The sequence below is a fragment of the Rhodococcus sp. 15-2388-1-1a genome (assembly GCF_002259145.1).
In the GTDB taxonomy this organism is placed as follows: Bacteria; Actinomycetota; Actinomycetes; order Mycobacteriales; family Mycobacteriaceae; genus Rhodococcoides.
The window spans coordinates 177,030-201,361 of the sequence record NZ_NPFP01000001.1 but is presented as its reverse complement, the minus strand read 5'-3'; the positions used below and the strand labels follow the sequence as shown (position 1 = coordinate 201,361).

General features: G+C 64.3%; 29 protein-coding genes, 1 tRNA gene and 1 pseudogene. 2 read left to right on the top strand and 29 right to left on the bottom strand.

All coding sequences use genetic code 11. The features are described from left to right. Nucleotides 1-65: 65 nt before the first annotated feature. From CH302_RS01020 to CH302_RS00905, 23 genes are all read right to left on the bottom strand, one after another. Nucleotides 66-335, bottom strand: coding sequence for a hypothetical protein (locus CH302_RS01020; RefSeq protein WP_141216567.1), 270 nt, complete (start codon nt 333-335; stop codon nt 66-68). Between the two features lie 338 nt (nt 336-673). Further along, nucleotides 674-1,027 carry an HNH endonuclease gene (locus CH302_RS01015; protein WP_037187920.1) on the bottom strand — a complete coding sequence of 118 codons (354 nt, stop codon included), beginning with the start codon at nt 1,025-1,027 and terminating at the stop codon, nt 674-676. A gap of 3 nt (nt 1,028-1,030) precedes the next feature. Next, nucleotides 1,031-1,282, bottom strand: coding sequence for a hypothetical protein (locus CH302_RS01010; protein ID WP_037187918.1), 252 nt, complete (start codon nt 1,280-1,282; stop codon nt 1,031-1,033). Further along, nucleotides 1,279-1,488 (bottom strand): hypothetical protein, encoded by a 210-nt coding sequence (locus CH302_RS01005; protein ID WP_037187916.1) that lies wholly within the window; start codon nt 1,486-1,488, stop codon nt 1,279-1,281. Before CH302_RS01005 ends, CH302_RS01010 begins: the two co-directional genes overlap by 4 nt. A gap of 316 nt (nt 1,489-1,804) precedes the next feature. Further along, on the bottom strand, nt 1,805-2,734 hold the full coding sequence (locus CH302_RS01000; protein WP_037187913.1) for a hypothetical protein: 930 nt from the start codon (nt 2,732-2,734) through the stop codon (nt 1,805-1,807). Next, nucleotides 2,731-3,855, bottom strand: a complete 1,125-nt coding sequence (locus tag CH302_RS00995; RefSeq protein ID WP_037187910.1) for a hypothetical protein — start codon at nt 3,853-3,855, stop codon at nt 2,731-2,733. The genes CH302_RS01000 and CH302_RS00995 overlap by 4 nt, the downstream gene beginning before the upstream one ends. A gap of 259 nt (nt 3,856-4,114) precedes the next feature. After that, nucleotides 4,115-4,684 carry a crossover junction endodeoxyribonuclease RuvC gene (locus CH302_RS00985; protein WP_052047344.1) on the bottom strand — a complete coding sequence of 190 codons (570 nt, stop codon included), beginning with the start codon at nt 4,682-4,684 and terminating at the stop codon, nt 4,115-4,117. Beyond that, nucleotides 4,681-5,139, bottom strand: a complete 459-nt coding sequence (locus CH302_RS29870) for a zinc finger domain-containing protein (protein WP_037187906.1) — start codon at nt 5,137-5,139, stop codon at nt 4,681-4,683. Before CH302_RS29870 ends, CH302_RS00985 begins: the two co-directional genes overlap by 4 nt. Then, complete coding sequence (locus tag CH302_RS00975) at nt 5,132-6,184, bottom strand: hypothetical protein (protein WP_052047343.1); 1,053 nt, start codon at nt 6,182-6,184, stop codon at nt 5,132-5,134. Before CH302_RS00975 ends, CH302_RS29870 begins: the two co-directional genes overlap by 8 nt. Continuing rightward, nucleotides 6,174-7,142, bottom strand: a complete 969-nt coding sequence (locus CH302_RS00970) for a DNA cytosine methyltransferase (RefSeq protein ID WP_037187905.1) — start codon at nt 7,140-7,142, stop codon at nt 6,174-6,176. Before CH302_RS00970 ends, CH302_RS00975 begins: the two co-directional genes overlap by 11 nt. Further along, on the bottom strand, nt 7,139-7,903 hold the full coding sequence (locus CH302_RS00965; protein WP_037187904.1) for a hypothetical protein: 765 nt from the start codon (nt 7,901-7,903) through the stop codon (nt 7,139-7,141). The genes CH302_RS00970 and CH302_RS00965 overlap by 4 nt, the downstream gene beginning before the upstream one ends. Further along, complete coding sequence (locus CH302_RS00960; protein WP_052047342.1) at nt 7,903-8,457, bottom strand: exonuclease domain-containing protein; 555 nt, start codon at nt 8,455-8,457, stop codon at nt 7,903-7,905. The genes CH302_RS00965 and CH302_RS00960 overlap by 1 nt, the downstream gene beginning before the upstream one ends. 80 nt (nt 8,458-8,537) lie before the next feature. Beyond that, a complete protein-coding gene (locus CH302_RS00955) occupies nt 8,538-8,909 on the bottom strand; it encodes a hypothetical protein (RefSeq protein ID WP_141216565.1) in 372 nt (123 codons plus the stop codon). 36 nt (nt 8,910-8,945) lie between these two features. Next, nucleotides 8,946-9,122 (bottom strand): hypothetical protein, encoded by a 177-nt coding sequence (locus tag CH302_RS29865; protein ID WP_155292878.1) that lies wholly within the window; start codon nt 9,120-9,122, stop codon nt 8,946-8,948. A gap of 6 nt (nt 9,123-9,128) precedes the next feature. Next, a complete protein-coding gene (locus CH302_RS29860) occupies nt 9,129-10,253 on the bottom strand; it encodes a hypothetical protein (protein WP_052047341.1) in 1,125 nt (374 codons plus the stop codon). Then, nucleotides 10,250-11,107, bottom strand: coding sequence for a PD-(D/E)XK nuclease-like domain-containing protein (locus tag CH302_RS00945; RefSeq protein ID WP_037187902.1), 858 nt, complete (start codon nt 11,105-11,107; stop codon nt 10,250-10,252). The genes CH302_RS29860 and CH302_RS00945 overlap by 4 nt, the downstream gene beginning before the upstream one ends. Continuing rightward, a complete protein-coding gene (locus CH302_RS00940) occupies nt 11,104-11,529 on the bottom strand; it encodes a hypothetical protein (RefSeq protein ID WP_141216564.1) in 426 nt (141 codons plus the stop codon). Before CH302_RS00940 ends, CH302_RS00945 begins: the two co-directional genes overlap by 4 nt. Beyond that, on the bottom strand, nt 11,511-11,966 hold the full coding sequence (locus CH302_RS00935) for a hypothetical protein (RefSeq protein WP_037187899.1): 456 nt from the start codon (nt 11,964-11,966) through the stop codon (nt 11,511-11,513). The genes CH302_RS00940 and CH302_RS00935 overlap by 19 nt, the downstream gene beginning before the upstream one ends. Then, nucleotides 11,963-12,259, bottom strand: a complete 297-nt coding sequence (locus CH302_RS00930) for a hypothetical protein (RefSeq protein WP_037187896.1) — start codon at nt 12,257-12,259, stop codon at nt 11,963-11,965. The genes CH302_RS00935 and CH302_RS00930 overlap by 4 nt, the downstream gene beginning before the upstream one ends. 91 nt (nt 12,260-12,350) lie before the next feature. Continuing rightward, nucleotides 12,351-12,785, bottom strand: coding sequence for a hypothetical protein (locus CH302_RS00925; RefSeq protein WP_141216563.1), 435 nt, complete (start codon nt 12,783-12,785; stop codon nt 12,351-12,353). Nucleotides 12,786-13,089: 304 nt separating this feature from the next. Then, complete coding sequence (locus CH302_RS00920) at nt 13,090-13,329, bottom strand: helix-turn-helix domain-containing protein (RefSeq protein WP_037187892.1); 240 nt, start codon at nt 13,327-13,329, stop codon at nt 13,090-13,092. Nucleotides 13,330-13,759: 430 nt separating this feature from the next. Further along, nucleotides 13,760-13,832: transfer RNA gene (locus CH302_RS00910), tRNA-Thr, on the bottom strand. A gap of 66 nt (nt 13,833-13,898) precedes the next feature. Beyond that, nucleotides 13,899-14,594, bottom strand: coding sequence for an SDR family oxidoreductase (locus CH302_RS00905; RefSeq protein WP_037187890.1), 696 nt, complete (start codon nt 14,592-14,594; stop codon nt 13,899-13,901). Nucleotides 14,595-14,682: 88 nt separating this feature from the next. On the opposite strand from CH302_RS00905, the gene CH302_RS00900 reads away from it, so the two are divergent. Continuing rightward, nucleotides 14,683-15,201, top strand: coding sequence for a CGNR zinc finger domain-containing protein (locus tag CH302_RS00900; protein WP_037187889.1), 519 nt, complete (start codon nt 14,683-14,685; stop codon nt 15,199-15,201). Here the strand turns inward: CH302_RS00900 and CH302_RS00895 are convergent. From CH302_RS00895 to CH302_RS00880, 5 genes and pseudogenes are all read right to left on the bottom strand, one after another. Next, nucleotides 15,198-16,334 carry a DNA polymerase III subunit delta' gene (locus tag CH302_RS00895; protein WP_371828421.1) on the bottom strand — a complete coding sequence of 379 codons (1,137 nt, stop codon included), beginning with the start codon at nt 16,332-16,334 and terminating at the stop codon, nt 15,198-15,200. The genes CH302_RS00900 and CH302_RS00895 overlap by 4 nt on opposite strands. After that, nucleotides 16,331-16,369 (bottom strand): annotated as a pseudogene (locus tag CH302_RS30950) (hypothetical protein). The gene CH302_RS00895 and the pseudogene CH302_RS30950 overlap by 4 nt, the downstream one beginning before the upstream one ends. 147 nt (nt 16,370-16,516) lie before the next feature. Beyond that, complete coding sequence (gene topA / locus CH302_RS00890; protein ID WP_037187887.1) at nt 16,517-19,504, bottom strand: type I DNA topoisomerase; 2,988 nt, start codon at nt 19,502-19,504, stop codon at nt 16,517-16,519. Nucleotides 19,505-19,613: 109 nt separating this feature from the next. Continuing rightward, entirely contained in the window at nt 19,614-20,201 is a 588-nt protein-coding gene (locus CH302_RS00885; protein WP_037187885.1) for a hypothetical protein, read from the bottom strand. Nucleotides 20,202-20,349: 148 nt separating this feature from the next. After that, nucleotides 20,350-20,553, bottom strand: coding sequence for a cold-shock protein (locus tag CH302_RS00880; protein ID WP_005248460.1), 204 nt, complete (start codon nt 20,551-20,553; stop codon nt 20,350-20,352). A gap of 399 nt (nt 20,554-20,952) precedes the next feature. Between CH302_RS00880 and CH302_RS00875 the strand changes: the two genes are divergently transcribed. Then, on the top strand, nt 20,953-23,322 hold the full coding sequence (locus tag CH302_RS00875; protein WP_052047340.1) for a DEAD/DEAH box helicase: 2,370 nt from the start codon (nt 20,953-20,955) through the stop codon (nt 23,320-23,322). An 8-nt stretch (nt 23,323-23,330) separates the two neighbouring features. On the opposite strand, the gene CH302_RS00870 is transcribed toward CH302_RS00875, so the two are convergent. Continuing rightward, nucleotides 23,331-24,125 (bottom strand): CPBP family intramembrane glutamic endopeptidase, encoded by a 795-nt coding sequence (locus CH302_RS00870; protein WP_037187883.1) that lies wholly within the window; start codon nt 24,123-24,125, stop codon nt 23,331-23,333. Nucleotides 24,126-24,332 lie beyond the last annotated feature (207 nt).

The window sequence follows — 24,332 nt, the reverse complement described above, 5'->3', positions numbered from 1 at the left end:
CCGATCACCTCCGATCTGCTGTTCAGTTGTGAGTGACACGCCGCCGAAACGGTTTCAGGCGAATGTCATTCGAGATTCCCGTAGAACGAATCCAGGGACCGGCCCTCGACCTTGGCGAGGTGGTTCAACCCCTGATTGATGTAGTTCCAGTCGCCATCCGCGATCTGGAATATGTCGATCAGATGCACTCGGAACCTCGACAATCGGAGACCTTGGAGTTGCCTCCCGGTCGTGACGATCAACGGATTTTCGAGACGGTGCTTGTGCGCGAACTCGTGGGCGGCCCGATGCGTGCCGGCAACCAGCAGGTCCCGCAACGGCTCGGACTCCTTCACGACGCGGCGCAATCCGCGTGCAAACACCGATCGATGCACAACTGCCGACCCGGAAGCGCCGGACTCGTCCCGAACTGACGCAACACCGAACGGTTCCCACACTTCGGACACACGAGGCACGGCTCGGTCCGCGTGACTTGAAAAGTGAACGCCCACCTAACGCTGTCCTCAAACTCGGTGATCTCAAGAACATCCGGGGAACGGGTCTCGGCAGCCACGCTGACTCCTTCTCGATGTAATGAACCTGGTGAAACTAACGCCCTGGTCAGAGCTGTGCTATTCACCAACTGTGGGAGGCCCTATGCCCTCCGTGCGACCTGGTACCCGGGGGGAGGGGGTCACCCCCGGGGGTGTTTTGCCTGGTCAGGGGCTTGCGGTGGGGCGGGGAACGCTCGTGGGTCGCCGGGGTGTGGTTGACCTGGCCTTTTGCGGCGTCGTTGCCGGCCTTTTGCGGCTTCCCTGGCTGTTTTGGCTTTGTGGCAGGGGATGCAGCGGGTTCGTCCGTTGTCGAGGGTGGTTGGTCCGCCTTCGGCTTCGGGGATGTCGTGGTCGGCTTGGACGTCGCCGGCTCCTGGTGTGCCTTGGTATCCGCAGTCGACGCATTGGTAGCCGTAGTGGCGGTGGACTGCTTTTGCCCAGCGTTTGTGTTGTGCGGTTCCGGTTCGGCTTCGGCCTCCGCTAGTCCACGCCATTGGTCACCCGACTAGGTGTTCGGGCCACACCTTGACCTGCCCTGTAGCCAGGGTTCCTGCTGTGATCAAGGTGTCATCGAAGGTGACCTTGTCTTCGTCGACGAGCAATGTGATTGCGACTGTGCGTAATCCGTCTGCTGTTGCTGGTCCGATGGTGATGCCTGCGTCTGCGGAGATGCAGGCTTCGAGGGGTTGGCCCGCGATGGTGATGCCGTCGTTGGTGATGTGGATGGGTTGGTCTGGGGTGGCGGTCACGTGGCGCTCCTCGGGGTGATGGGCGGGGCGGTGATGAGGCCGCCGGGTTGGAAGGTGCCGCGGTTGAGTTGGTCGTCGGCCTGGCCTGCGATCTCGTTGAGGATGCGGTTGAGGCGGCGGCATGTGGCGCATAGCTGTGTTTCGTCGTGTGTCCCGTTGGGGCAGCCGTTGGTTTGGCATTTGCGTGGTTGTCCGCGTTCGACCATGCCGGCTCCTCGGGGTGGGGGTGCGGGGTTACATCGACGGTGAAAGTTATACCGATTGGTCCCCGGCTCGGCAGCGTGGCGTGGCTGCGATGCGGTGCTCGTTGCTTGGTTTCCGTCGTGCGTTCGCTTCGGTAGACGTGTCCTGTGAGGAACCGATGCGTCGGTGACTTTGACCGAGCCGGGGTGTTTGGGGGCTGGCGAGGGACCGGGTTTTGTTTTTGGGGTCGGGTCGTCAGCGGTGGCTCCATGTTGACTGCTGGTCAGGGCTTTATCAAGTTCGGGGGGTTTGTTTTGTGGGGGTGTGTTTTGTTGTGTGTCAATGGTTTACGCGCTGTGCGGGTATTTGCCTGGTTGGGCGTTTGCGCCATTGTTTGGCGAGGTCGATGGCGTCTCCGACTCGGTAGAGGGGTTCGGCGTTGCGGTGGATCCAGAAGTCGTAGCGGTCGCCGTGCCATAGCCACTGTCTGGGGGTGATGCGTTTGGTGGATGCCCAGGATCGGAATGTGCCGTCGGGAACTTTGATGTCGAGGAGTAGTTCGATGTGGTGGAGGACGCCGTATCGGTTGAGGTTCCAGTCGTGGACTTGATCGAATAGGCCGTCTCGGACTTCGCGGGAGTCGTATCGGGAGTGGCAGCGGCCGCATTCGACGAGTGATGCTTCTTCCTCGGCGGCCATGTTCGCGCCGCATTCTGCGCAGGGTCCTCGGTAGGCGAGGGTTGGCATTCGGTCGATGGCGCGTCGGGCTTTGTCGAGTAGTGCGGTGATGTGGTCGTAGGTGTCGATGGGGCGGGTGAGGGTGCGGAGCCAGTGTGGGTGGTGTGAGAGCCAGACGGCGGCGATTTCGGCTTGTGTGGCGGGGATGAGGCTGATGGCGGCGTTGTCGGTTCGTCGGCCGGCGCGGAGTTCGTCGACGAGTTCGATGACGTATCGGCGGTTGGGTCGGAGGTTGTGGCGGTCGGCGAGGGCGGTTGCGGTGATTCGGAAGTAGCGGTCGAGGGCGTTGAGGAGGGAGGAGTCGTGGGGCATTCCGTTGCGGTCGAGGCGGATTGGGAGTGGTGTTTCGGTGCCTTTGCCTCCGACTCGGTCTCGGCCCATTTTGTCGAGTCGGGCGCTGGTGAGGGTGAGTTCTGCGATGAGTGCGGGGATGGTGCGGAGTTCGGTGGCGAGGGTGTGTGCGCAGGTGGTGCACATGTCGAGTTGGTCTGTGGAGGGGCGGCCGCATCGGCCGCATTCGACGGCGGTCATCGGTGCCTCCTGCGGGTGTTGACTCGACGGGCTCGTGCGGGGTTGACGCTCCACATGGGTGGCGTGGTGGACGGCCTGGGGAGTGCTCGCTGTTGCGGGGTGCGGGTGTCATCGTCACCGACCTCGATTGACCATGCGGCTGGCTCGGTTTCGGCCCATTCGTTGAAGATCCGCCGAACTGCTGCGAGCGTTTCCGGTAATGGGTTGATCTCGTCGAAGACCCTGGCGTCGATCCATGGGCTGTGGAGTTCGTCGTGGTTGATGACCGGGCCGTCAAGGATTTCGATTGGGCGGGTTCGAGTCGCTGCGGCGAGTTCGGCAGCGTAATCAGTCAGTTCGTCGTTGATCCGATTGCTGCGGTCCCTGAATGTGTCTGGTCTCGAGCTCCATTCGGTCATGTCCGCGTTCCAGTATCGGATGTGCGGCTGTGCGAGGGGCCAGGGGTCTTGCTCGCTTCGGGCAGGTACGACGCCACCAATTGCGAATCTTTGCGGCACCGAGTGGAAGTGTTGTGCGAGTCGAGCTCGGCGCGCGAATGGGTTGAGGTTCATCCAGACGCTCGGGTCGAATGGGTCGTCGAAGGGGTATTCGGGGAGTGTCCACAGGCTTGGGCCGAAGGGGACGATGGTCCAGGGTGTTTCGTAGATCTGGTGGGCGTAGTCGGAGTCTTCGTCGAGCTCGGGGATGCGTTCCCCTGCGTAGAACGCTCCGAGGACGCCCTGCGGCCCTGCGTACGTGCGGTGTTTCGCCATGTCGCGGAGTTGGGAGTAGTCGGGACGCCCAGAGAGGTATTCGTTGATTCTGCGTTCGTCGCGGAGGTCGACGCGTTGCTGCGGGGTGATGTGCGGTCCGAGTGCGGTCGAGCCGGGGCAGTGTCGGTATCCATCCGAGGGTTGGATGTGCCAGTCGGCACCGCATTCGCATTTCGGAACTGCTGGTCCTTCGACGGCCGAGCCAGGGCATCCGAGAAGCGGGAGACCGTGCCAGTCGTATTCGCAGCGCCAACATTCCGGGTATTCGGGGTCGTCGAAGTCGTAGCCGATTTCGGGTTCGCCGGCGTCGAGTTGTTCGTCGATGAGTGCGTCGATCGAGTCGATGACGGACTGCTCGGGGTTGGTCATGGTCGGTCGCCTCCGATCGGCCACGTGACGCCAGATGCGGCGCGGTGTGGCTTGGGTTCGTGGTGGTAGTGCTCGATGCAGGGGTCGGTTTCGCCGTAGTTGCCGCAGGAGACGGCGTGGCAAAAGACGCAACGGAGGTACGTCCGGTCAAGTGCAGGATTCGTCGGGTGAGGCACGAGATGCGGGCGGTAGTCGTGGCCGACACCGTCCGATGCGCACAGTTCCGCGTTCATGTCGTCCCCGGTGATGAGCTCGGGAATCATCGTCGGAGTCCTTTCGGCCAGTTGATGTTCGGTGCGTAGTGGAATGGGAGTTCGGGTTGGTACCAGCCGAGGTGTTGTGCACCGATGGTGGCGATGGCGAGTGCGTCCGAGCGGTTGTCGTTGCTGGCGATGGGTGCTCCGGGCCAGAGTTCTTTCATGGCGGCCATGACGGCTGGTTTCTCGGCTCGGCCGTTTCCGGTGGCGAACAGTTTGATGGTTCCCACGGTGACGTCGACGACGGGAATGCCTTTGCCGGCGAGGTAGTGGGCGAGCTCGAGGCAGAGTGCGCCCCGTTCGACGAAGTAGCTCGCGGCCTTCGGTGTGGGGTTCACTTTCGGAATTGCTTCGATCATGACGAGGGTGACGCCGGCGGGGAGTTGCCGGAGGATCCGGTCTCGTTGCCGTCGGACTCGGGTGGCGCGCCCGATCAGCGATACGTCGTCTGAGCCTTCCTCGCCGACGTGGAGCAATTTTGGGACGTTGGGGGTGGATGCGGTCGCGGGATCGCGGATCAGGGCGATTCCTGCGGCTCTGAGGGACGGATCGAGGCCGACGACGACGCTCACTGCTTCGCCTTGACTGCGACGGTCGCGCCGATGCGGAACTGCTTCGAGCGTGAGTGCCCGGTCGCGTCGGTGCCGTGGACGACGACGTACCGGCCGTCGTCGTCTGCGCCGTGGTGGGTTCCGGTGAACCGCACTTCGATGCCTTCGAGTGCCATCGTGCGGCCGCGGTGAACGGGGGTGACGAGGTCGTTGACCGGGACGTCGGCCCATTCGGGTTCGGCGAGCTGGAACAGTCCGTCGTCGGTCATGGTGAGGTTCTCCTCTTCGGCCATGCGCTGCAGCCGTTGCGCGCGTTTGGTGCGGGTCAGGTGGGCGGGGAAGTTGGTGAGCGGGTGGCGTTGTCCGTCGCGGCCGACCGTGAAGCAGGGTTCACCTTTCGGGGCTCCGCATCCGCGGCACGGGATCGTTTCGGCGAGCTGCTTCTCGGTGAGCTGATCGAAGTCGGGGTTACGCATCGTCGGTCTTCGCGAGCGCAGCACGGGCAAGTTCGATTCCTCGGCGAGCTCGGTCGTCGGCGTCCGGGTCGTGATCGCAGACCCGGCCCCCGGCGTATCCGTCGTCATCGCAGAGTTCGCATTCGACGATCGCTTCGGCGCGGAGCTCGGCGCGATCGCGGGCTTCGGTGGATCGAGCTCTCGCGGCTCCGTCCGCGACGGCCCGGTACCAGTCCTCGCGGGCCACTCTCGCGACACCGCACGCTCGGCAGGCTCGTTCGGTGCCGTTGGGATGTTGAAAGCAATGCGGGGAGGGTGGCGTTTCCGAGCCGTCGCTCTGGTGACCTTCCGTACTTAAGTAACCACTTAAGGGTGCCTGGTGTAAGTATGCAGGTGCAGGTACAGGGGTTCGGGACCGATTTCGATTACCGATCTCGCTACTTGCCTGATCGGCGTTCTCGACCGCGTAGGGGTAGCCGTCCTGGACCGCGATCCGATTACCTATCGGGACCGCATCGGGATTACCAATCGGGACCACATCGGTATCGGTAATCCAGTCCGCATACTTGACCACATAACCGACGGTGTTCCGGTTCGGTTTCGACAGCAATCTCGACAGCCCATCAGCCGTGTCTTTGTACGTCCACGACGAGTAATCCGGGTGCTCTTCCTTCGCCTGCTGGATCTCCGAAACGATGACGGCCTTCAACGACTTCGAGGCTGTCTCGGAGTAGCCACGGACGACGGTCGCAGCCATTTTCGGGTTCTTCAACAGTTCGTCGGAGCGGATGAGGGTCCGCACCATGAACTCCTCCATGTCGTCGTCGAAGAGGGCGTAGTCGTGCCGCTCGAGGTGGGCGGCGGCCCGCATGAGGCGTTCCATTGTCATGTCGTTGGCTTTGCGTAGGAGCTTTTTGGGTCGCCAGTCGCCGACGCCGGCGTAGTTGAGTGATGGTTCGGGGACGAGGACGCGGAAGAACAGCCATTGGGCGTCGGCGGGGAGCTGCGATTCGAGGTCTTCGTCGTCCGCGATGTTGATGCGGATCCGAGCGAATTCACGAGGCATTGCGGTAAGCCTCCTTTCGGTCGAGGTGCTGTGCGACTCGTTCGCCGAGCCATTTGGCGACGTGGACCGGGACTGCGTTGCCGATCTGTTTCTTGACGTCGGATGCCTTGCCTGCGAACTGGTAGGTGTCGGGGAATCCCTGCGCGCGGGCGCATTCGCGGTTGGTGAGCATCCGGAAGTACGGGCCGTCGTCGGTGAGGGTCGCGATGCCGTGATGGTTGCCGCCTGCGGTGACGGTGGCGAGCGGGAACTGGTCGGCTCGTCGGGCCTTCGCGTTGCGGCGGTAGGTGACGAGGTGTGTGACGTTCCGGTGCTGGATCTGGTCGATCTGCGGTGAGACGTACAGCGGCCGCGTGACGGGCTTACCGAGGTCCGGGCCGATGATCGAGGACGCGTAAACCGGCGCCGTTTTCGGGAGTGTCAGGTCGACGTCACCGCGTTGGGTGAACACGATGAACAGGCGCTCCCGATGTTGCGGTAGGCCGAAGTCCTTCGCGTTCAGGGTGACGATCTGCGGGCGGTATCCGAGTGCGCGCATTCCCTCGAGCCACCAGTTGAACAGTGACCATTTGGCGAATTCGGGGACGTTCTCGACGAGCACGGCGTCGTATTGGTGCACCTCGGAGGCGGCGATGACTGCGAATGCTGTTGCGCGGTCGATGGCTCCGGCGTCGGAGCGGAGTCGTTCGATTTCGGCCGGTGGTGTCTTGCGGCCGCCGGATCGTGCGTGCCAGACACACGACGGTGAGATCCACGCGATGTCCGTTCGGGGGAAGGTGCGGAAGTCGGTCTCGGACAGGTTCGCGATGCGGTGTTCGGTGTTCGGGTGGTTGAGCTGGTGGGTGTCGACGGCGGTCTGCCAGTGGTTGGCGACGAGCTCGATGCTGTATCCGGCTTGTGCGAGGCCTTCGGATGATCCGCCCGCGCCGGCGAACAGGTCGGTGGCGGTGAGCGTCATGCGAGGCCTGCGATTCTGCGCGTGAGTTCGGCGGTGTAGGTGCGTCCGGTGCCGGGCATGATGCGGCGGTGGTAGTTGACGTGTTCGCCGTTGCGGTAGCCGTTGAACTGCTCGATCGCGCGGTCGTAGAGATAGCGGACGGATGCGGGGTCGCGCCAGTTGATGACGACGGCTTGGAGTTGGCGGGCCCGGAGTTTCGCGAGGTAGCTGATGCCCCAGCCTGCGAGGTCGACGAGGGACATGGCGTCGGTCTGATCAGCGACGGTGCGGAGTGGACTGTTGGCGTCACAGAGAGGGATGACGTCGTTGGGGTCGTTGGCGCGCCAGACCTGGGCGGCGGTGTGGATGAGTCTCGATCCGGCGATGCCCCACTGCGGGGCGAATAGTATTCGCGGGTTTTTCGGGTCCGCGATCAACACGACGGCAATGAGTTTCGTGCGGGCAAGGTTGCCGTGGACGCCGCGGCCGATCTGGGCGGCGAGGTCTCCCATCGCGTCTGCGCCACCGGAGTAGCCGACGAGGACGACGGGGCCGGGTGCCTGCTCGATTGCGATGAGTGCGAGGCGGATGGCTTCGGCGCGGGTCCTGTTGTACGCCTGCCCATTGATCACCGGGACGGGCCCGTACTCGGAGCGGTGCCGCACGTTGACGACGCGGAATCGGTCGCGCGGGAGTGGGTCGGTGACGACACTGCACATCGTTGTGCCGTTGAGGGTTTCGCCGATGCCGCGGGCTTGCACGATGGTGATGAGTTCGGGCATCAGGCGAACACCTCGTCGAAGATGCGGCGCGCGAGCTCGGCGTCACCCATGGCTGTGTGTAGGTCGAGGTCGGCGTACGGGATTTCCATGACGTCGGCGGACACTTTGAGTCCTGCGAGGCGGTTTTCGTCGAGGAGCTGGATGCGGCCGGCGACGAGGTTCTCGACGTCGACGAGGCGGTGATGCCAGGACGGGCAGCCACCGTGGTGTCGGATGCGCCGCTCGAGCACCTCGGTGTCGAATGCGGGGTTTGCTCCGACGATCGTTGCGCAGCGGGTCCACTGCTCGACGAGCTGCATCGCATCGATCTCGTCGTAAACGTCGGTCAGTGCACCATCACTGTGCGCAGCCTGCGGGTGACGCTGGTAAAACTGGCCGACGTTGAGCGCGAATGGGTCTGCCTCGGACAGGTCGGGGTCGAGGATGAACATGCGGATTTTGCTGACCGGGTTTCCATCGGAGAGATCGTCGATGCGGATCATTGCGATCTCCCAGGGGAGGCCGTTGCGGAGCGCGGTGGTTTCGCAGTCGAGGAATACGAGTGGGTTCGTCATGGTGTGTCCGTTCTGGTGTCGGGCCGCCGCCACGTGTGTGGGCAGTGGCGGCGGCCCGCGCTGGATGGGTGGAGAGGGTGCTAGTCCTGTGACGAGAACGAGGGGTTCTCGAACTTGGTGCTCACATCGGATGTCGTGGGCTCGGGTACGTCGTCCGGGTCCTCGTCGGAATCGGTTGGCTCGTCGGCGATCTCGTCGCCTTCGTTGCCGTCGAAGAGTGACGGCTCGGACGCGGAACTCGGCTGCTGGACACCGGAAACGATGGAGTCGAGACGCATCGTGTGGACCCACCGCTTACCCTCCGACTTGAGCTCTTCCTCCTTCCTGGATGTACACGTCGCGGTGATCGTGAACGTGCGCGTCTCGCCAACGCCGGCGGGATCGTCGAACGACTGCGCGGACAATCCGCTGAGTCGGTAGCGGGCGGACTCGATCATGGGCTGGTCTGACATGTGAATCTCTTTCCTGTGGTTGGGGTTTGGCGCGGGTCATTCGTTGTCGGCGATGGTGCCTTTGAGTACGCGTAGCTTTGGCTGGCAGCCGTACTCCGATTCGGCGTTGAGTGCGTCGGAGATCCGCAACGCTGTCGCGAGCTCGGAGGCCGTGAGGTCCAGCTCGACGACGGTGTGGTCATCGCAGCCGACCGCTTTGAAGGTGTAGATCACGGCGGGTCAGTCCTCGGCCGGTGCGGACAGGTACTTGATGGCGTCCGCGGCCTGCTTCGTCGTCACCTGCAGGGCATTGATGTACGCCGTGGTGAACGACTGGTTGATCCACTCGAGCTTCGCCTCGGGTGAGGTCGCGCCCTCGGCGTCGAGGAGCCGGCCGAGCTCGGTGAGCTGCTCGGGTGTGGCCGCGTCCTTCGGGATCGTGTACGACGGCTTGACCTGCTCGGGTTCCGGTTTCGCGCCCTCTTCCGAGGCAGGCTCGGTGGCCGGCTCCGGCTTCTCGGCAGGCTTGGCCTGTGTCTTCGATGCGGGGGCCCGTTTCTTCGGCTCCGCCTTGACCGGCTCTTCCTTCACCGATTCCGGCGCCGATTTTGGTTCCGGTTCTGCCTCGGTCGCGTGGTCGGTGATGTCGACGGGCTCCGACGCCTTGATGCCGAGGCGGTCCTTCCAGCTCTCACCGGTGTCGACGACGCGCGATGATTCGGCGCGCACCGGCTCGGCCTCGGACTGCAGGTCCTCCGCCGAGTGCGACAGACCGAGCAGGACCTCGGGTGCGATCTTGCGGGACACCTCCGACGCGGCTTTCGCGTAGAGCATGGCCTGCGGATCGGTCAGGTACTTCTCGTTACCGATCAGCTTCCCGTACTGGTTCTTCTTGAACTCGCCGGTCTTCGGATCGACCTGCGGGACGTAGCCGGCCTTCACGGCGCGCTCGATCGTCCACGTCGACGTCGTCACATGCTCATCACCCGGGGCGCGACCGGACACAGTCACCGACTCGTCCGAAGACTCGACGGTCCACACCTTGTAGCCCTTCGACTTCACGAGCGCGACCATCGTCCGGGCGTAAATCGCCGGCGTCCCGTGCACGACGAAAATGTTCTGCAGCGACTGGATCGGGTTGAGCCCCAATTCCATTCCGTACAGGATCGCGGCGGTGCCGTTGCTGGCGTTGCCCTTGTACATCTTCGGCACCAGGTCGGTGTTGCACATCGCCGACGCCAACTTGTGGGCGGTCGACATGGCGCGGGCGTGCGCCTCGAGCTGCGCGATGGACGTGTCGACGGCCGATCCGAGGATCTGTACTCCGCCGGGTGCCTCGTATGCTTCGACTTCGTTGCTGGTCACAGGGTGCTGCCTTCCATCTGGTGCTTGCTTGCCGCCCAGCGCGGCAAGCTGATTCGGTGAATGTCGATCGGGTGCGCCGGCCACCGCCCGGTGCGGGTGCAGTCGGCGTAGGCGCGGACACCGCTTCTGACAAGATCGCGGCCGATCTGTTTCGCTTCCTCGTCGAGCTCGAACACGTTGACGAGGTACGGCGCGGTCTTCGATTGGACGACGAACAGAAAGTCCGGGTTGTCGGAGATCCCCAGCGCGCGGGCGGCGTCGGAGTACCAGGCGTCTTGGACGTGGTAGCCGTAGTCGTCGACGGACTTCGAGAAGTGTTCCGGTGCGGCTGATGTCGAGGTCTTGTAGTCGACGATGCAGGCGCGGCCGTTGGTCTCTGTGAGCCAGTCGGGACGCGTCCGCATCGACACACCGGTCTCGGGGTCCTGGTGGTACATCGACAGTTCCGGCTCACCGTCCGCGAACAGGGCCGCCGCGATCGGATGCGACTTGATGGCCTCGGCCATGGCGTGGACGTCGTCGTAATCGGACGGCTTGAGCGGTAGCTTGCCGTCGGCCCGGACTGCGGCGACCTGTTCCTTCACGGCGTTCGTCGTCCACTTGTCGGCGTCGATCCGAACGATGTCCGCACCCTCCCCCAGAATCAGGGTGTGCGCGGCGTGTCCGACGTCGTACTCCGTCTTAGGTGCCTGCGGGTGGTCTTGCCCCCACTTGAATTCCGCCGGCGTCGACGGAGCCAGGAGCCGGCGAGCGCCTGACGATGACAGGGTGGATCGGTCGGAGTGGTACTCGATATCGGAGATGCCCTTGTAGACGCCGGGTGCTGTGACGACGTCGGACGTGAACCCGCTCATGCGCGGAACCTGTTGGTGACGGGGCCGTAGTGCTCGAGGAGTGCATCCCACGGTTCGGGGAACTGGTGACCCTCCGAGTGGTAGAGGCCGTTGCCTTCGTCGAGGTCCCAGCGGTCACCGTTGCGGTCCCACACTTCGGGTGCTCCGACCGGGCGTGGATCTCCTGCCACCCACTGGTAGCTGTCGAGGTCGGCCTTGCCGGTGGGTGGAGCGGGCTTTCGGAGAACAGTTGGTGCCGGCTTGAGTTCCTCGATCGAATAGATCCGGTGGATCGCGATGTGCTCGGTGGCACCCGAGGGCAGGCGTACTGCGAGGAACTGCGCACCCAACTGGCTGGACCCGGGTCCGGATTCGACTTCACCGGTGATCGTGTCGACGACGGTCCCGGTGTCGTAGCGGACCTTCACGCTGTACGTAGACACTGCGAATCCTCCTGTGCTGTAGCTCGATAGACGTAGATGCGCTTCCCGCCGCCGCCGTAGCGGCACATGACGGTGCCGACCCGTTCGATGCGGCCGTTGTGCCATGCACGGAGTACGGCCGCCGTATGCGACGACCTCGGCGCATCGTCGGGAAGATCCCGGGCAGTGAACTCCTGGCCGGATGCGATGAGTTCGTCGAGCCGCCGATACGTGGCCCGCTCGAGCGGCTCGGGAATGTAGACGCCGTTCCGGTTCAGCCAACGCATGAGGGAGTCGAACCGGACGCCTTGAATCTCGGCAATCCGCTTGTGACTCATTCCAGCGGAACGCATCTCGCGATACGCCTCAATCCGTGCGGCCTTCTCGCGTGCCAGACCTGCGCGACGGAGGTCCGCCATCTCGGGGCTGTTCCACTTCGGGTTGGGGCTCGCGGTCACGACAGCACCTCGCGATCAATAGCGAGGTCCCGGGCGTGATCGGCGGCCATGCCGGTATCGAATTCCGGTGCCGGAATCTTGTCGGGCTCGGCCGCGAAATACAGCTGCTCGGCGGGCGAGAACTCTCCGTCGTCGGGCGCGATGATCTCGATGTAGCCGGTTGCCCATCCTTGGCCGGCGGATTGTTCCCACCGGTCCGCGGAGACGACGCGCCACGGCCCGTAGTTCGGTGGTGACTCGATCGCACCGAGGGCGTCGGCGAGTTTGCGGACGATCTCCGCTACGGCGCTCACACCGGCACCACGGACGCGTAGTAGACGATGGCTCCGAGGAATGCGCCACACACGATCGCCCAAAACCATTCGTGTGCACGCTGCAGCCGGGTCACAGCTTCTCCCCTGCCGCCATCTTCACGATCGGGACGCCGATGGACTGCCACCACTGTTCGGCGTGGGGGACGTTTTTGAACCCGAATACGAAATCCTGTATGCGAGTGAGTCGCTCGGAGTATTCGGCGGCTGCGTCGGAGACGGCGGACGCGAGGATTTCGCCGCGGTCGATCTCGACAGGCTCCGCGTCCACCGCCTTGTCGGCGCGGTCTGCGAGTGAGTGGAGGGCCGCGGCGAGCTGCGCGGTCTGGGTGGCGTCGTCGATCCAGTTGCGGCGTTCCATGAGCCGGTTGGTCCGCGTGAGCGCCTGCCGTGAGTCGGGTGCGGCGGAGGGGGATTCGGTTGAGACTCGGGAGGCGAGTTTCACTGATCCGATCGCGATGGCCTCAAGCAACTCGGCTGAGTCGCGTAGTGGGTTTATGCTGGTCACTGTTATCTCCTTCGGGTGGGTGACGGGCTCGCGACTGGTACTCGCGGGCCTGTCTTTTTTGGTGGGGGTTTGTGGGCGGCGGGAGCCGCGAACCATCGAGCCGATGTGGCTCTGGCGGTGGTGCGCTCCCGCCGCCGTTGCGCCCCGGTCCGCGCCTTGCCTAGGCCTTCCCGCCTGGCGGCAGCGTCGGGGCGGGTCTAGTGGGGGCCGAGAAAGTAGCCGAGGGCCGGCGAGCCGATGAGTGCGCCGAGCATTGCGGCGGCGAAGACGACGTGGAATCGGAACTCGGCGGGGATGCGGCGCATCATGCGGGGATCTGCGATTCGGGTTGGTCTTCGAGCAGCTCGGCGAGGGTGCATCCGAGGGTGGCGGAGATGGTGTGGAGTTCGGAGATGGTGAACTCGACGCGGCCGAGGAGTCGTTGTGAGATGTTCTGTTGGGTGATGCCGAGGGCTTCGGCGAGGGCGGCTTGTGGTGTGCGGTTGGCGCGGGAGATTTCGCGTACCCGTCTTGCTACCGCCTGAGCGTGTTGGTTCGGTTGCATATGAGTGTTTCTACACGTGATGCGTGTTACTGACAAGCGTGGGATTCGTGTCGTTTACCGATAATCGACCTTGCCAGTAGCGATCTTGACGCGCTGACTAGCTCTTTACACGCACACCAGGTATCTTAAATTCATGACCACATCGATCGAGATCATCGATATCGCGGGCGACGAAACCCCCGACGAGGCAGCCGCCCGTCGCATTCGTCAGTCGATCGCCGGCATGAAGTTCCGGCCATCACAGACGCAGATCGCAACCGCGGTCGGCATGATCCAGCAGAAGCTCAACCGTCGACTCTCGGGAGCGGTCCCCTTCACCCTCACCGAGTACACGGCGATCTGCGAATACCTCGAGCTCGATCTGGTCTACATCCTCACCGGACGCAAAAGTCCCCGCCCGGATGGACCGGACGGGGACGGTGGAAACGTGAGCCGCCTGAGAGAATCGAACTCTCGACCTTTTCATTACGAGTGAAATGCTCTACCGACTGAGCTAAGGCGGCGTGCCTTTCGGCGTTGGTGAGTCTAACGGAGCATCACGTCGAAACGAAAATCGCCTCCTCTTGCGATCAGCCTGCGAGCCCGAGTCCCTCTGCCGGCCCGCTCAGGATCGACTTGACGTGCCTGGTCAGGTCGTCGGCCAGCACTTCGGTCTCGCCGGCCTCGACGGCGTCGAGCACCTGGCGCACCACATCGCGTGGGTCGTTCTTCGGCACGTTCAGCTCGGCGATCATGTCGGTGTCGGTGTATCCCAGATGCACCCCGACGACGAGGGTTCCCTGCGGTGCGAGCTCGAGCCGCAGCGAGTTGGTGACCGACCAGATCGCCGCCTTGGACGCCCCGTACGCGCCTGCGCCGCCGAGCCAGGACAGCACCGAGTGGATGTCGACGAGCGCGCCGCCCCCGTTGGACTTCAGGATCGGCGCGAATTCCTGAGCGATTCGCAGCGCGCCGAACACGTTGGTCTCGAACACCGCGCGGATGTCGTCGATCGAGGTCGTCAGCAGAGGTGTCGTCCCGGGAGCGCCTGCGTTGTTGAAGACGATCGACACGTCGGACGCGATATCACCAAGCGCTGCAATGGAATCGGCGTCGGCGACATCGAGGGCAACCGGCACCACCCGAGGATCGGAGACTCCGCGCGGGCTCCTCGCCGTCGCGTAGACCTTCCCGGCCCCACGTTCGAGCAACGCGTCGACCGTCGCTTTGCCCAGACCGCGCTGACCGCCGGTCACCAACACTGTTGCTCCTTGAATCGACACCATGGCCGTCACCTTTCGAGACAGAGGTCAAATGCTTTTGATTCTGTCATTCCTAGTTGACCAGTGCGACATAGTCAAATAGGGTTCACATATGTCACAGTCTCCGACGGAGCGCTTCCGCCTCGCGCCGGCACCCGACGGCTTGCAGGTGGTTCAGAATCTGCTCAACACGCGCGCCATCGACGCGTACGACCTGCCCGACCTCATCGCAGACGGCAAGTCAGCGTCCACGACCTGGGAGATGCCGCTGTCGGACGAGGACGCAGCCGCGCTACGGATGTTGCGATCCGATGTGGAAGCTGCCATTGCAGGCGACATGGCTGCACGGCCGGCTGTTCCGGTCGAGCTCGTTCCGGGCACCGACGGCACCGTCCGACTCTCGCCCACCGGCATCGGCGCCGACTACATCGTGTCGCAGATCTGGTCCGAAGTGCTTCTCGCACAACAGGCGGACACGTGGCGTCGACTCAAGCGATGCAAGAACGAGGCGTGCGGATCCGCCTTCTACGACCGCTCCCGCAACAACAGTGGCGTCTGGCACGACGTGAAGACCTGCGGCAACGTTGCCAATCTTCGGGCTTCGCGGGCGCGGAAGAAAGCGCAGGACTAACGCAGCACGTCGCCCAGCGTCCCGACCAACGCATAGATGGCGAACTTCGGTTTTGCGTTGACCGCCAACGACTCTCGGCATTCGAGGATCGCCTCGATACTCTTCAGCAGCGCCTCGGGCGAGACGGCTCTTGCCATGCGCTCGGCCTGCTCGGCCATGTCGGGGTGAGTGGCGGTCGCGGTCGATCCGTACGAGCGCGCGAGCGCATCTCGATACAGGCCGACCAGATCCATCAGCGCGCGATCGAGTGAATCACGACCGGTCCTGGTGGCACGCGACTTCTGCCGCTTCTCGAGATCCTTGAGCACCCCGGCCGAGCCGCGCAGCGCACCCGCGGCACCCTTGCCGGTACCGCCCGCACCCAGAGCCGTCCGCAATTCCTCGGTCTCAGCCTCGTCGCGGGAGGCACTCATCTCCTTGGCCTCGTCCTCGGCGGCCTTCACCAACTCCTCGGCCGCGAGGTACGCCTGGTTGGGCCGAGCTGCAGCCGACGCCAGAGCCAGTGCACGTTTGCGACGCGCTCGCGCATCCTCGTCGGTGGCGAGACGACGTGCTCTGCCCACGTGGCCGCCGCTGATCGACGCGGCCCACTCCGCAGTCTCGGCGTCTAGCTTGTCGCGGGTCTGCAGCACCTGCGCGATCGCCGGCACCGTGGGCGTGACCAGCGAGACGTGACGGCACCGCGAGCGCAGAGTCACCGAGATGTCCTGCGGATCGACCGACGGCGCACACAGCAGGAACACCGTCTTGGCAGGCGGCTCCTCGACGACCTTCAGCAACACGTTTCCGGCACCCTCGGTGAGCCGATCGGCGTCCTCGACCACCACCACCTGCCACAACCCGGTGCTGGGTCGACGCGAGGCGATGGAGACGATGTCGCGCATCTCCTTGGTGCTGATGCTCAATCCCTCGGGCACGACGCGTCGCACATCCCCGTGGGTACCGGCCATGGTCGTCGAGCACGCCTGACAGTGCCCGCACCCCGGAACGCCCTCGGTGGTGCACTGCAATGCCGCGGCGAAGCACAGGGCGGCGATGGAACGTCCGGATCCGGGAGGGCCGGTGAACAGCCAGGAATGCGTCATCGCCGACGAGTCGACGCCGGTGCGAGCAGCCACCGCCGCGGCCGTCAGATCGGCCTCGACATCTTCCTGACCGACCAATCGATCGAACACACCCGCCATGCACGCAACCCTAACGGTTGGGACCGACTACCCCGGCGCGGGCAGGTACGGCTCGCGCGTCCGAGAATCGCCGAACTCGAAGTTATGGACGCATTCGACCGAAATCCCGTCCATAACTTCGAGCTCGCGGGCTATTCGCTCTCGGTCTTCTTCGCCGGCGCCTTCTTCGCAGCCGCCTTCGTCGTCGTCTTGGTGGCCGTCTTCTTGGCAGCGGCCTTCTTCGCCGGAGCCTTCTTCGCTGCGGCCTTCTTCGCCGGAGCCTTCTTGGCAGCCGCCTTCTTGGCCGGTGCCTTCTTCTTCACCGGTCCGCGAGCACGCCTGTCCGCCAACAACTCCGACGCACGATCGTCGGTGATGGACTCGACGTCGTCGTCCTTGCGCAGGCTGGCGTTGGTCTCGCCGTCGGTGACGTACGGCCCGAAGCGACCGTCCTTGATCACCATCGGCTTCTCACTGATCGGGTCGACGCCCATCTCACGCAACGGCGGCTTGGCTTCACCCTGACGACCCCGACGCTTGGGCTCGGCGTAGATCTTCAGCGCCTCTTCCAGCGTGACGGTGAACATCTGATCCTCGTCGGCCAGCGACCGAGAATCGGTGCCCTTCTTCAGGTACGGGCCGTAGCGACCGTTCTGCGCGAGGATCTCTTCCTTCGACTCCGGATCGACTCCGACGACGCGGGGCAGCGAGAGCAGCTTGAGCGCATCCTCGAGCGTGATGGTCGCCAGATCCATGGACTTGAGCAGAGAACCGGTGCGCGGCTTGGGGCCGGTCGCCTTCTTGGCAGCCGCCTTCTTGGCCGGAGCTTTCTTGGCCGCCGCCTTCTTCACCGCGGTCTTGACGCCTCCGCCACCGTCACCGTCGTTGCCGGACGGGATCGGCACGATGTCGGGCTGAGGCGGCGTCGGCTCGGGTTCCAGCTCGGGCAGGATCTCGGTGACGTACGGGCCGAAACGGCCTTCCTTGGCGACGATGTCGTGACCGGTCAGCGGATCCACACCGAGCTTGCGTCCCTCTTGCGGTGTGGCGAACAGCTTTTCGGCGAAGTCGATCGTCAACTCGTCCGGCGGAAGATCGTCGGGCAGGTTGGCGCGCTGGCTGATCGGATCGCCGTCGGGATCGTCGTCGTTCTTCACCATGCGCTCGAGATACGGACCGTAACGGCCTACGCGCACATGGATTTCGCGACCCTCGGAGTCGTCGAACAGCCGAATGGAGTTGATGGTGCGGGCATCGATCTCTTCGAGGTTCTGGCCGACCATCTTCTTCAGGCCACCCGAGCGAGCCACCGAACCCTCGGCACCGGTCTCACCGCCGAAGTAGAAGCTCTGCAGCCAATTGCCTCGTCGCTCACGGCCTCCCGCGATGGCGTCGAGGTCGTCCTCCATACCTGCGGTGAAGTCGAAGTCCACCAGACGCCCGAAGTGCGCCTCCAGCAACGCAACCACCGAGAACGCCACCCACGACGGCACCAGCGCACTGCCGCGCTTGTAGACGTAACCGCGGTCGAGAATGGTCTTGATGATCGACGAGTACGTCGATGGTCGACCGATGCCCAATTCCTCGAGCGTCTTGATGAGCGACGCCTCGGTGAATCGTGCAGGCGGGTTGGTGGTGTGACCGTCGGGATCGAGCTGGGTCGCGGTGACGGCCTGGCCCTGGACCAGTGCGGGCAAACGAGATTCGGCGTCGTCGGACTGTCCGCCGGCCTGATCGTCGACGCTCTCCACGTAGGCCTTGAGGAAGCCGGCGAACGTGATGGTGCGACCCGATGCGGAGAACGTGCACTCCTCGCCGGTTCCGGCGGTTCCGGTGATGCGCAGTGTCAGCGTGGTGCCGCGAACGTCGGCCATCTGCGACGCGACCGTGCGCTGCCAGATCAGCTCGTAGAGGCGGAATTCGTCGGTCTGCAGGGCCGAGTGCAACTGACCGGGCGTCTGGAAGACGTCACCGGACGGGCGGATGGCCTCGTGGGCCTCCTGCGCGTTCTTGACCTTGCGGGTGTACTGACGCGGCGACGGGTGGACGTACTCCGGTCCGTAGAGCTCGGTCGCCTGGGTGCGCGCCGCCGAGATCGCCGACGCGGACAGCGTCGTCGAGTCGGTACGCATGTAGGTGATGTAGCCGTTCTCGTACAGTCGCTGCGCAACACGCATGGTGCGCTCGGAGCTGAAGCGCAACTTGCGGGCGGCTTCCTGCTGCAGCGTCGACGTCATGAACGGCGGGTACGGCTTGCGGGTGTAGGGCTTGTCCTCGGCGGACGCGACCGTCAGGTCGACACCTTCGAGAGCCTCGGCGAGGCGTCGGGCACGCGGTTCGTCGAGGACGGTCACCGCATCGGACTTGAGCTTGCCGTCGGCCCCGAAGTCGCGACCGGCGGCGACGCGATTGCCGTCGACATTGACCAGACGGGCACCGAAACTGCGCGGCGTGGCGTCGGCTCCGGCGTCGAGCGTGGCGGAGATGTCCCAGTACTCGGCACTGCGGAAGGCCATCCGCTCGCGCTCACGCTGGACGACGATGCGGGTGGCGACGGACTGCACTCGGCCTGCCGAGAGCTTCGGCATGACCTTCTTCCACAGCACCGGGCTGACCTCGTAGCCGTAGAGACGGTCGAGGATACGACGGGTCTCCTGGGCATCGACGAGGTCTTGGTCCAGGTCGCGGGTATCGGCCGCAGCGGCGAGGATGGCCGGCTTGGTGATCTCGTGGAAGACCATGCGTCGAACAGGGATCTTGGGGTTCAGGGTCTCGAGGAGATGCCAGGCGATGGCCTCACCCTCGCGGTCGGGGTCAGTGGCGAGATAGAGCTCGTCGGCGTCCTTGAGCAGGCTTTTCAGCTCTGCGACCTTGCCCTTCTTCTCGGGCGAGACGACGTACAGGGCCTCGAAGTCGTGGTCGACGTCCACGCCGAGACGCGCCCAGGGCTCGCCCTTGTACTTGGCGGGAACGTCCGCGGCACCGCGGGGAAGGTCGCGAATGTGGCCGACGGAGGCCTCGACGACGTAGTTGCTCCCGAGGTACGGGGCGATCTTCTTTGCCTTGGTCGGAGACTCGACGATGACCAGACGACGTGGCTCGGCGGAGCTGTCCCCCGTGCCGTTGTTACGTGCTGCCACCTTGCTGCCGAACCTTCCCTAGTGCGTTTTCACAGGCAGATTTGCCTGTCCCACTACTAACAGACTGACATACGTCGGCCAAATACTCGCAGATCAGTCACAGATCGGCCTACTCGGCGTGGGGCCAATTGGTACGTGCGTCCACGTTCTGTGGAGCCTCGCCGACGTTCTCGGTGAGCCGCAGCAGCCGGCGTCGACCGGTGATTCGCAGGCCCGGATTGGACCCACGAGTGCCGATGAGCGTCGGCGCGATGCCCGCGCGCATCAGGGACTGAGCGAGGACTGCGTGAGTCTCCGGCGCATGCGGATCGAGACCCAGCACGTACCGCTCTCCCTCTGCCTCGGGACGACCCGACGCGAGCACCCAGGCGCGCAGTTCGCGGGAGCCGGGCACCCAACCGGGCGGGACGGCCTTGACAGCGCCCTTGGTCCACAGAGACGCCAACGCGGACAGTTCGGGCACCGACGCGGTGCGCACCAGTGGCCTGTCCTCTTCCGATCGACCGAGCTCCGGCGTCAGACCACATTGCTCGATGAGTTCGGCGATGGCATCCGCGCGCCATTGAGCGTCGACGACGACGGAAATTCGGGCCGCACCCGCGGAGGTGACGACATGGCCGGTGGCAGCCAGCAGCCCACTGAGATCGGTCACCGCGGGCGGCAACGACTCGGCGGAGAAGAAGGACAGCTGGTTCACAGCATGGACATTAGGACATCGACGCCCGCGCTCACGGCTTTCGGCGCTCCCCGGTGGTTCGCGGAAACGAAACATCCCCCTTTTCCATCGGCCTTGTACGACCGTTGGAAAAGGGGGATGACGGTTCTCGACTCCGAAAAGAAGAGAATCAGACTGCGCGAACGCCCGTTGCCTGAGGACCCTTGGTGCCCTGGCCGACCTCGAACTCGACGCGCTGGTTCTCCTCGAGGGTGCGGAAGCCGCTGCCCTGAATCTCGGAGTAATGGACGAAGACGTCAGCCGAGCCGTCTTCTGGTGCGATGAATCCAAAGCCCTTTTCGGCGTTGAACCACTTCACAGTTCCCTGAGCCATGCTTTTCCTTCTCTTTCTAACACCGGATTCGATGGAGCGCACTTTCGGTCCATCGGGCCGGTTCCGACCGCTGCACTTTCCTGAATCCCCCTCAGGATTCCCCCTGACGGACGAGCTCTTCCAGTACCGCGCCCGCAACGATAGATCCTGCGAGCGTAGAACGAACACAGAAGCTGCGACCGGGTCAAGTGAACCATGAGATCCGCGTTCGCAACAGTCGAAAGTCGACCGTTTTCGAACATTTTGTCCGTGTTGTCGAAACGGACAACCTCCGACAGGTGAATAGCCGCTTCCACCAGGGCACGAAGGAGCCCAGCAGGGTCCGCGCTAGCATGAGGATCCCAGGTCGCGAAGAGCCCGACGGCACTTGTAGATCGAACGAATGCATGGAGACCGGCAGTGAGCGAGAACCATCCGCACGGCGGTGCGGATGTCGGGAGCTACGGGCAGCGGTTGCTGGATCGAGTGTTGGCGGGATCGCCCGCGAGCGAGAGCCCGTTGACCCACGTCGCCGAACTGCCGGCACGGGCCTCGCAGTTCGCCTCCTGGCCGTCGTGGGTGGGCCCGGAAGTGGTGCAGGTGATCACCTCTCGTGGGATCGCACAACCGTGGACGCATCAGGCACGTGCGGCAACACTCGCCGCCGAGGGCAATCATGTTGTGCTTTCGACCAGCACCGCGTCGGGCAAATCGCTGGCGTACCAACTCCCCATTCTCACGACCCTGTCCGCCGATGCCCGGGCAACCGCGCTGTACCTGGCTCCCACCAAGGCCCTCGGTGCCGATCAGCTGCGCACCACGATCTCGATCACCGACGAGTTGCGTTCGGCATCAGACGAACTCGCCGAGGTATTCCCCAGCGCGTACGACGGCGACACGCCGATCGAGATTCGCCAGTGGGCCCGAGCCAACGCACGATGGATCTTCACCAATCCCGACATGCTGCATCTCGGCATCCTCGGCTCGCACGAGCGGTGGTCGAGATTTCTCCGCAACCTCCGCTACGTGGTGGTCGACGAATGCCACTACTACCGTGGCGTTTTCGGATCCAATGTCGCGTTGGTACTACGCCGGTTGCGACGCCTGTGCGCACGGTACGGAGCATCGCCGGTATTCGTTCTCGCCAGTGCGACGACCTCCGAACCGGGGCGGGCCGCAAGCCGCCTCATCGGAGCACCGTGCGCGGAGGTCACCGAAGACGGATCCCCGCACGGAGCCCGCACCGTCGCCCTGTGGGAACCACCGCTGCTCAAGGAGATCACCGGCGAAAACGGAGCTCCGGTAAGGAAATCCGCCGGCGCGGAAGCGTCGCGCATCATGGCCGACCTACTGGTGGAGGGCGCGCGCACTCTGGCATTCGTGCGGTCCAGACGCGGAGCCGAGGTGACCGCGCTGGGTACTCAGAGAATTCTCGCCGACGTCGATCCGCAATTGGTACGACGCGTCGCCGCCTATCGCGCAGGGTATTTGGCCGAGGATCGGCGCAAACTCGAATCCGATCTGTCCGACGGCACCCTGTTGGGCGTCGCCACGACCAATGCGCTCGAATTGGGCGTCGACATCGCCGGTTTGGACGCGGTGATCGTCGCCGGCTTCCCCGGTACCGTCGCGTCGTTCTGGCAGCAGGGCGGCCGGGCCGGACGACGCGGGGAGGGCTCCCTGCTGGTGCTCGTGGCGCGCGACGACCCGCTCGACACCTATCTGGTGCATCACCCGGCGGCACTGTTGGACAAGCCCGTCGAGGCCACCGTCACCGACCCCACGAACCCGTACATCCTGGCTCCGCAGTTACTGTGCGCTGCAGTCGAACTGCCGATCACCCTCGTCGAAGCCGAGGAGCTGAACGCGGAATCGGTTCTCGAAGAGCTCGAGCTGAAAGGCTACGTGCGCAAGCGTCCGCACGGGTGGTTCATCACGCCCGAGGGCCAGCAGCTCTCGCCGCACGGTGCGGTGAACATTCGCGGCGGCACCGGGGTGCAGGTGGCCATCGTCGACGGCGAGTCCGGCCGCATGCTGGGCACCGTCGACGGCGGCCGCGCTCCCGCCACCGCCCACCCGGGTGCCGTCCACATTCACCAGGGTGAGTCGTTCGTGGTCGACGAACTCGATCTCGATGCCGGTCTCGCACTGGTCCACGCGGAGCAGCCCGAGTGGAACACCTCCGCGCGCGAGATCACCGACATCTCGATCACCGCGGTACACGAATCCGTCGACTACGGCGAGGTACGCGTCGCACTGGTGCAGGTGAACGTCACTCATCAGGTTGTCGGCTATCTCCGACGCCTCCTCTCGGGCGAGGTTCTCGATTCCATCGAACTCGACATGCCCGCACAGACACTCGACACCCGAGCCGTCATGTACACCATCACCCCGGAGTTGCTCGAGCACAGCGGAGTTCCGTACGAACGATTCCCCGGATCGCTGCACGCCGCAGAACACGCCGCCATCGGACTGCTGCCCCTGGTGGCGACGTGCGATCGCTGGGACATCGGCGGAGTGTCGACGGCACTGCACCCCGATACGGGCCTACCGACCGTCTTCGTCTACGACGGATACGACGGCGGAGCAGGCTTCGCAGACCGCGGTCACGTGGCCATCGCCGATTGGCTCGCGGCCACGAAAGACGCCATCGTCTCGTGCGAATGCCAAACCGGTTGCCCGTCCTGCGTGCAATCACCCAAATGCGGAAACGGCAACGATCCCTTGGACAAGGACGGTGCTGTTCGAGTGTTGACCGCTGTCTTGGCGGCCATCACTCGCGAACCATGAGCCAGGGTTCACCGCACAACCGCGCGTTCACGTTTGACGATGACCACAGCAGCGACAGCTGTCGCGATGACGACGAGCAGAAGCGCAGGCAGGCTCAGGTCGTGTAGTACGCCCTCGCCGAAGTCTCCGTCGAGGAACACCGAGAAGTCCCACAGTCCGTGGAAGAACATCGCGACGACGATCAGCCCGAACCCACGCCGGAACAGGTAGAGGACGAAGCCACTGAACGTCGCCAGCACAACCTGGAAGATGCCGGACGGTCCCTGTCCCATGAAGATGTTCGGAATGTGGAACAGACCGAACGCAACCGCTGTCCACACCGCACACCAGGCCTCCGGCCGGTCGCCGCTTCGCATGCTGCGCAGGAAGATTCCCCGAAACAGCACCTCCTCGGCGAATCCGACGAGCACCGCCGTCAGAGCCACGGCCACGATCAGGTCTGCGCCGATCACCGCCCAGTCGACAGCGATCAACCGCGGGACGATGGCAAGACCGAACAGAATCGGCGGCACCCAGAGAACGATCGACATGGGTAGCCGCACCGAGTCCCGCCATATCGAGTCCCATCGCGCCCAGTAGAGAAACGCCACGAGAAGAATGGATCCCACCAACAGTGGAATGACCGCGGTTCGGTACACATTGTCGGTGGTGGCGAACCAATCGCCGTAATCGATCCCCGAGGCGAACTGCATGCCCGCAACAACGACGATGTAGGCGATCACGACGGCGATTCCGACGAATGGAGTCGGCGCGATGCGGTGACCACGGGCCCCCTGCGTCGACTTCGCATGCACAGCGTTCATGGCGCTCTCACACCTTTCGAGAAAGTGTCGGGTCAGGCGGCCACGAAGACGCGGACGTCTCTTCTGTCCACGATGACGCCGGCCTGGCCGCTGCCACTAGTTACTTTGGTCCTCATTTCGGGTTTCGTGTTTTCGGGTGTCGTCGGTGGACCCTGCCCGTCGCTGCCGACACCTCGGGTGGTGTGGTGGGAAGAGGATCAGCCCACA

Bases quoted from the DNA above. Each gene is read 5' to 3' on its own strand.
- CH302_RS00995 (WP_037187910.1), bottom strand. From the start codon at position 3,855: ATGACCAACCCCGAGCAGTCCGTCATCGACTCGATCGACGCACTCATC.
- CH302_RS00870 (WP_037187883.1), bottom strand. From the start codon at position 24,125: ATGAACGCTGTGCATGCGAAGTCGACGCAGGGGGCCCGTGGTCACCGC.
- CH302_RS00880 (WP_005248460.1), bottom strand. From the start codon at position 20,553: ATGGCTCAGGGAACTGTGAAGTGGTTCAACGCCGAAAAGGGCTTTGGA.
- CH302_RS00970 (WP_037187905.1), bottom strand. From the start codon at position 7,142: ATGACGCTCACCGCCACCGACCTGTTCGCCGGCGCGGGCGGATCATCC.
- CH302_RS00975 (WP_052047343.1), bottom strand. From the start codon at position 6,184: ATGCCTCGTGAATTCGCTCGGATCCGCATCAACATCGCGGACGACGAA.
- CH302_RS01015 (WP_037187920.1), bottom strand. From the start codon at position 1,027: ATGGCGTGGACTAGCGGAGGCCGAAGCCGAACCGGAACCGCACAACAC.
- CH302_RS00905 (WP_037187890.1), bottom strand. From the start codon at position 14,594: ATGGTGTCGATTCAAGGAGCAACAGTGTTGGTGACCGGCGGTCAGCGC.
- CH302_RS01005 (WP_037187916.1), bottom strand. From the start codon at position 1,488: ATGGTCGAACGCGGACAACCACGCAAATGCCAAACCAACGGCTGCCCC.
- CH302_RS01000 (WP_037187913.1), bottom strand. From the start codon at position 2,734: ATGACCGCCGTCGAATGCGGCCGATGCGGCCGCCCCTCCACAGACCAA.
- CH302_RS00920 (WP_037187892.1), bottom strand. From the start codon at position 13,329: ATGCAACCGAACCAACACGCTCAGGCGGTAGCAAGACGGGTACGCGAA.
- CH302_RS00960 (WP_052047342.1), bottom strand. From the start codon at position 8,457: ATGACGAACCCACTCGTATTCCTCGACTGCGAAACCACCGCGCTCCGC.
- CH302_RS29870 (WP_037187906.1), bottom strand. From the start codon at position 5,139: ATGCGTAACCCCGACTTCGATCAGCTCACCGAGAAGCAGCTCGCCGAA.
- CH302_RS00900 (WP_037187889.1), top strand. From the start codon at position 14,683: ATGTCACAGTCTCCGACGGAGCGCTTCCGCCTCGCGCCGGCACCCGAC.
- CH302_RS00955 (WP_141216565.1), bottom strand. From the start codon at position 8,909: ATGTCAGACCAGCCCATGATCGAGTCCGCCCGCTACCGACTCAGCGGA.
- CH302_RS00945 (WP_037187902.1), bottom strand. From the start codon at position 11,107: ATGAGCGGGTTCACGTCCGACGTCGTCACAGCACCCGGCGTCTACAAG.
- CH302_RS00965 (WP_037187904.1), bottom strand. From the start codon at position 7,903: ATGCCCGAACTCATCACCATCGTGCAAGCCCGCGGCATCGGCGAAACC.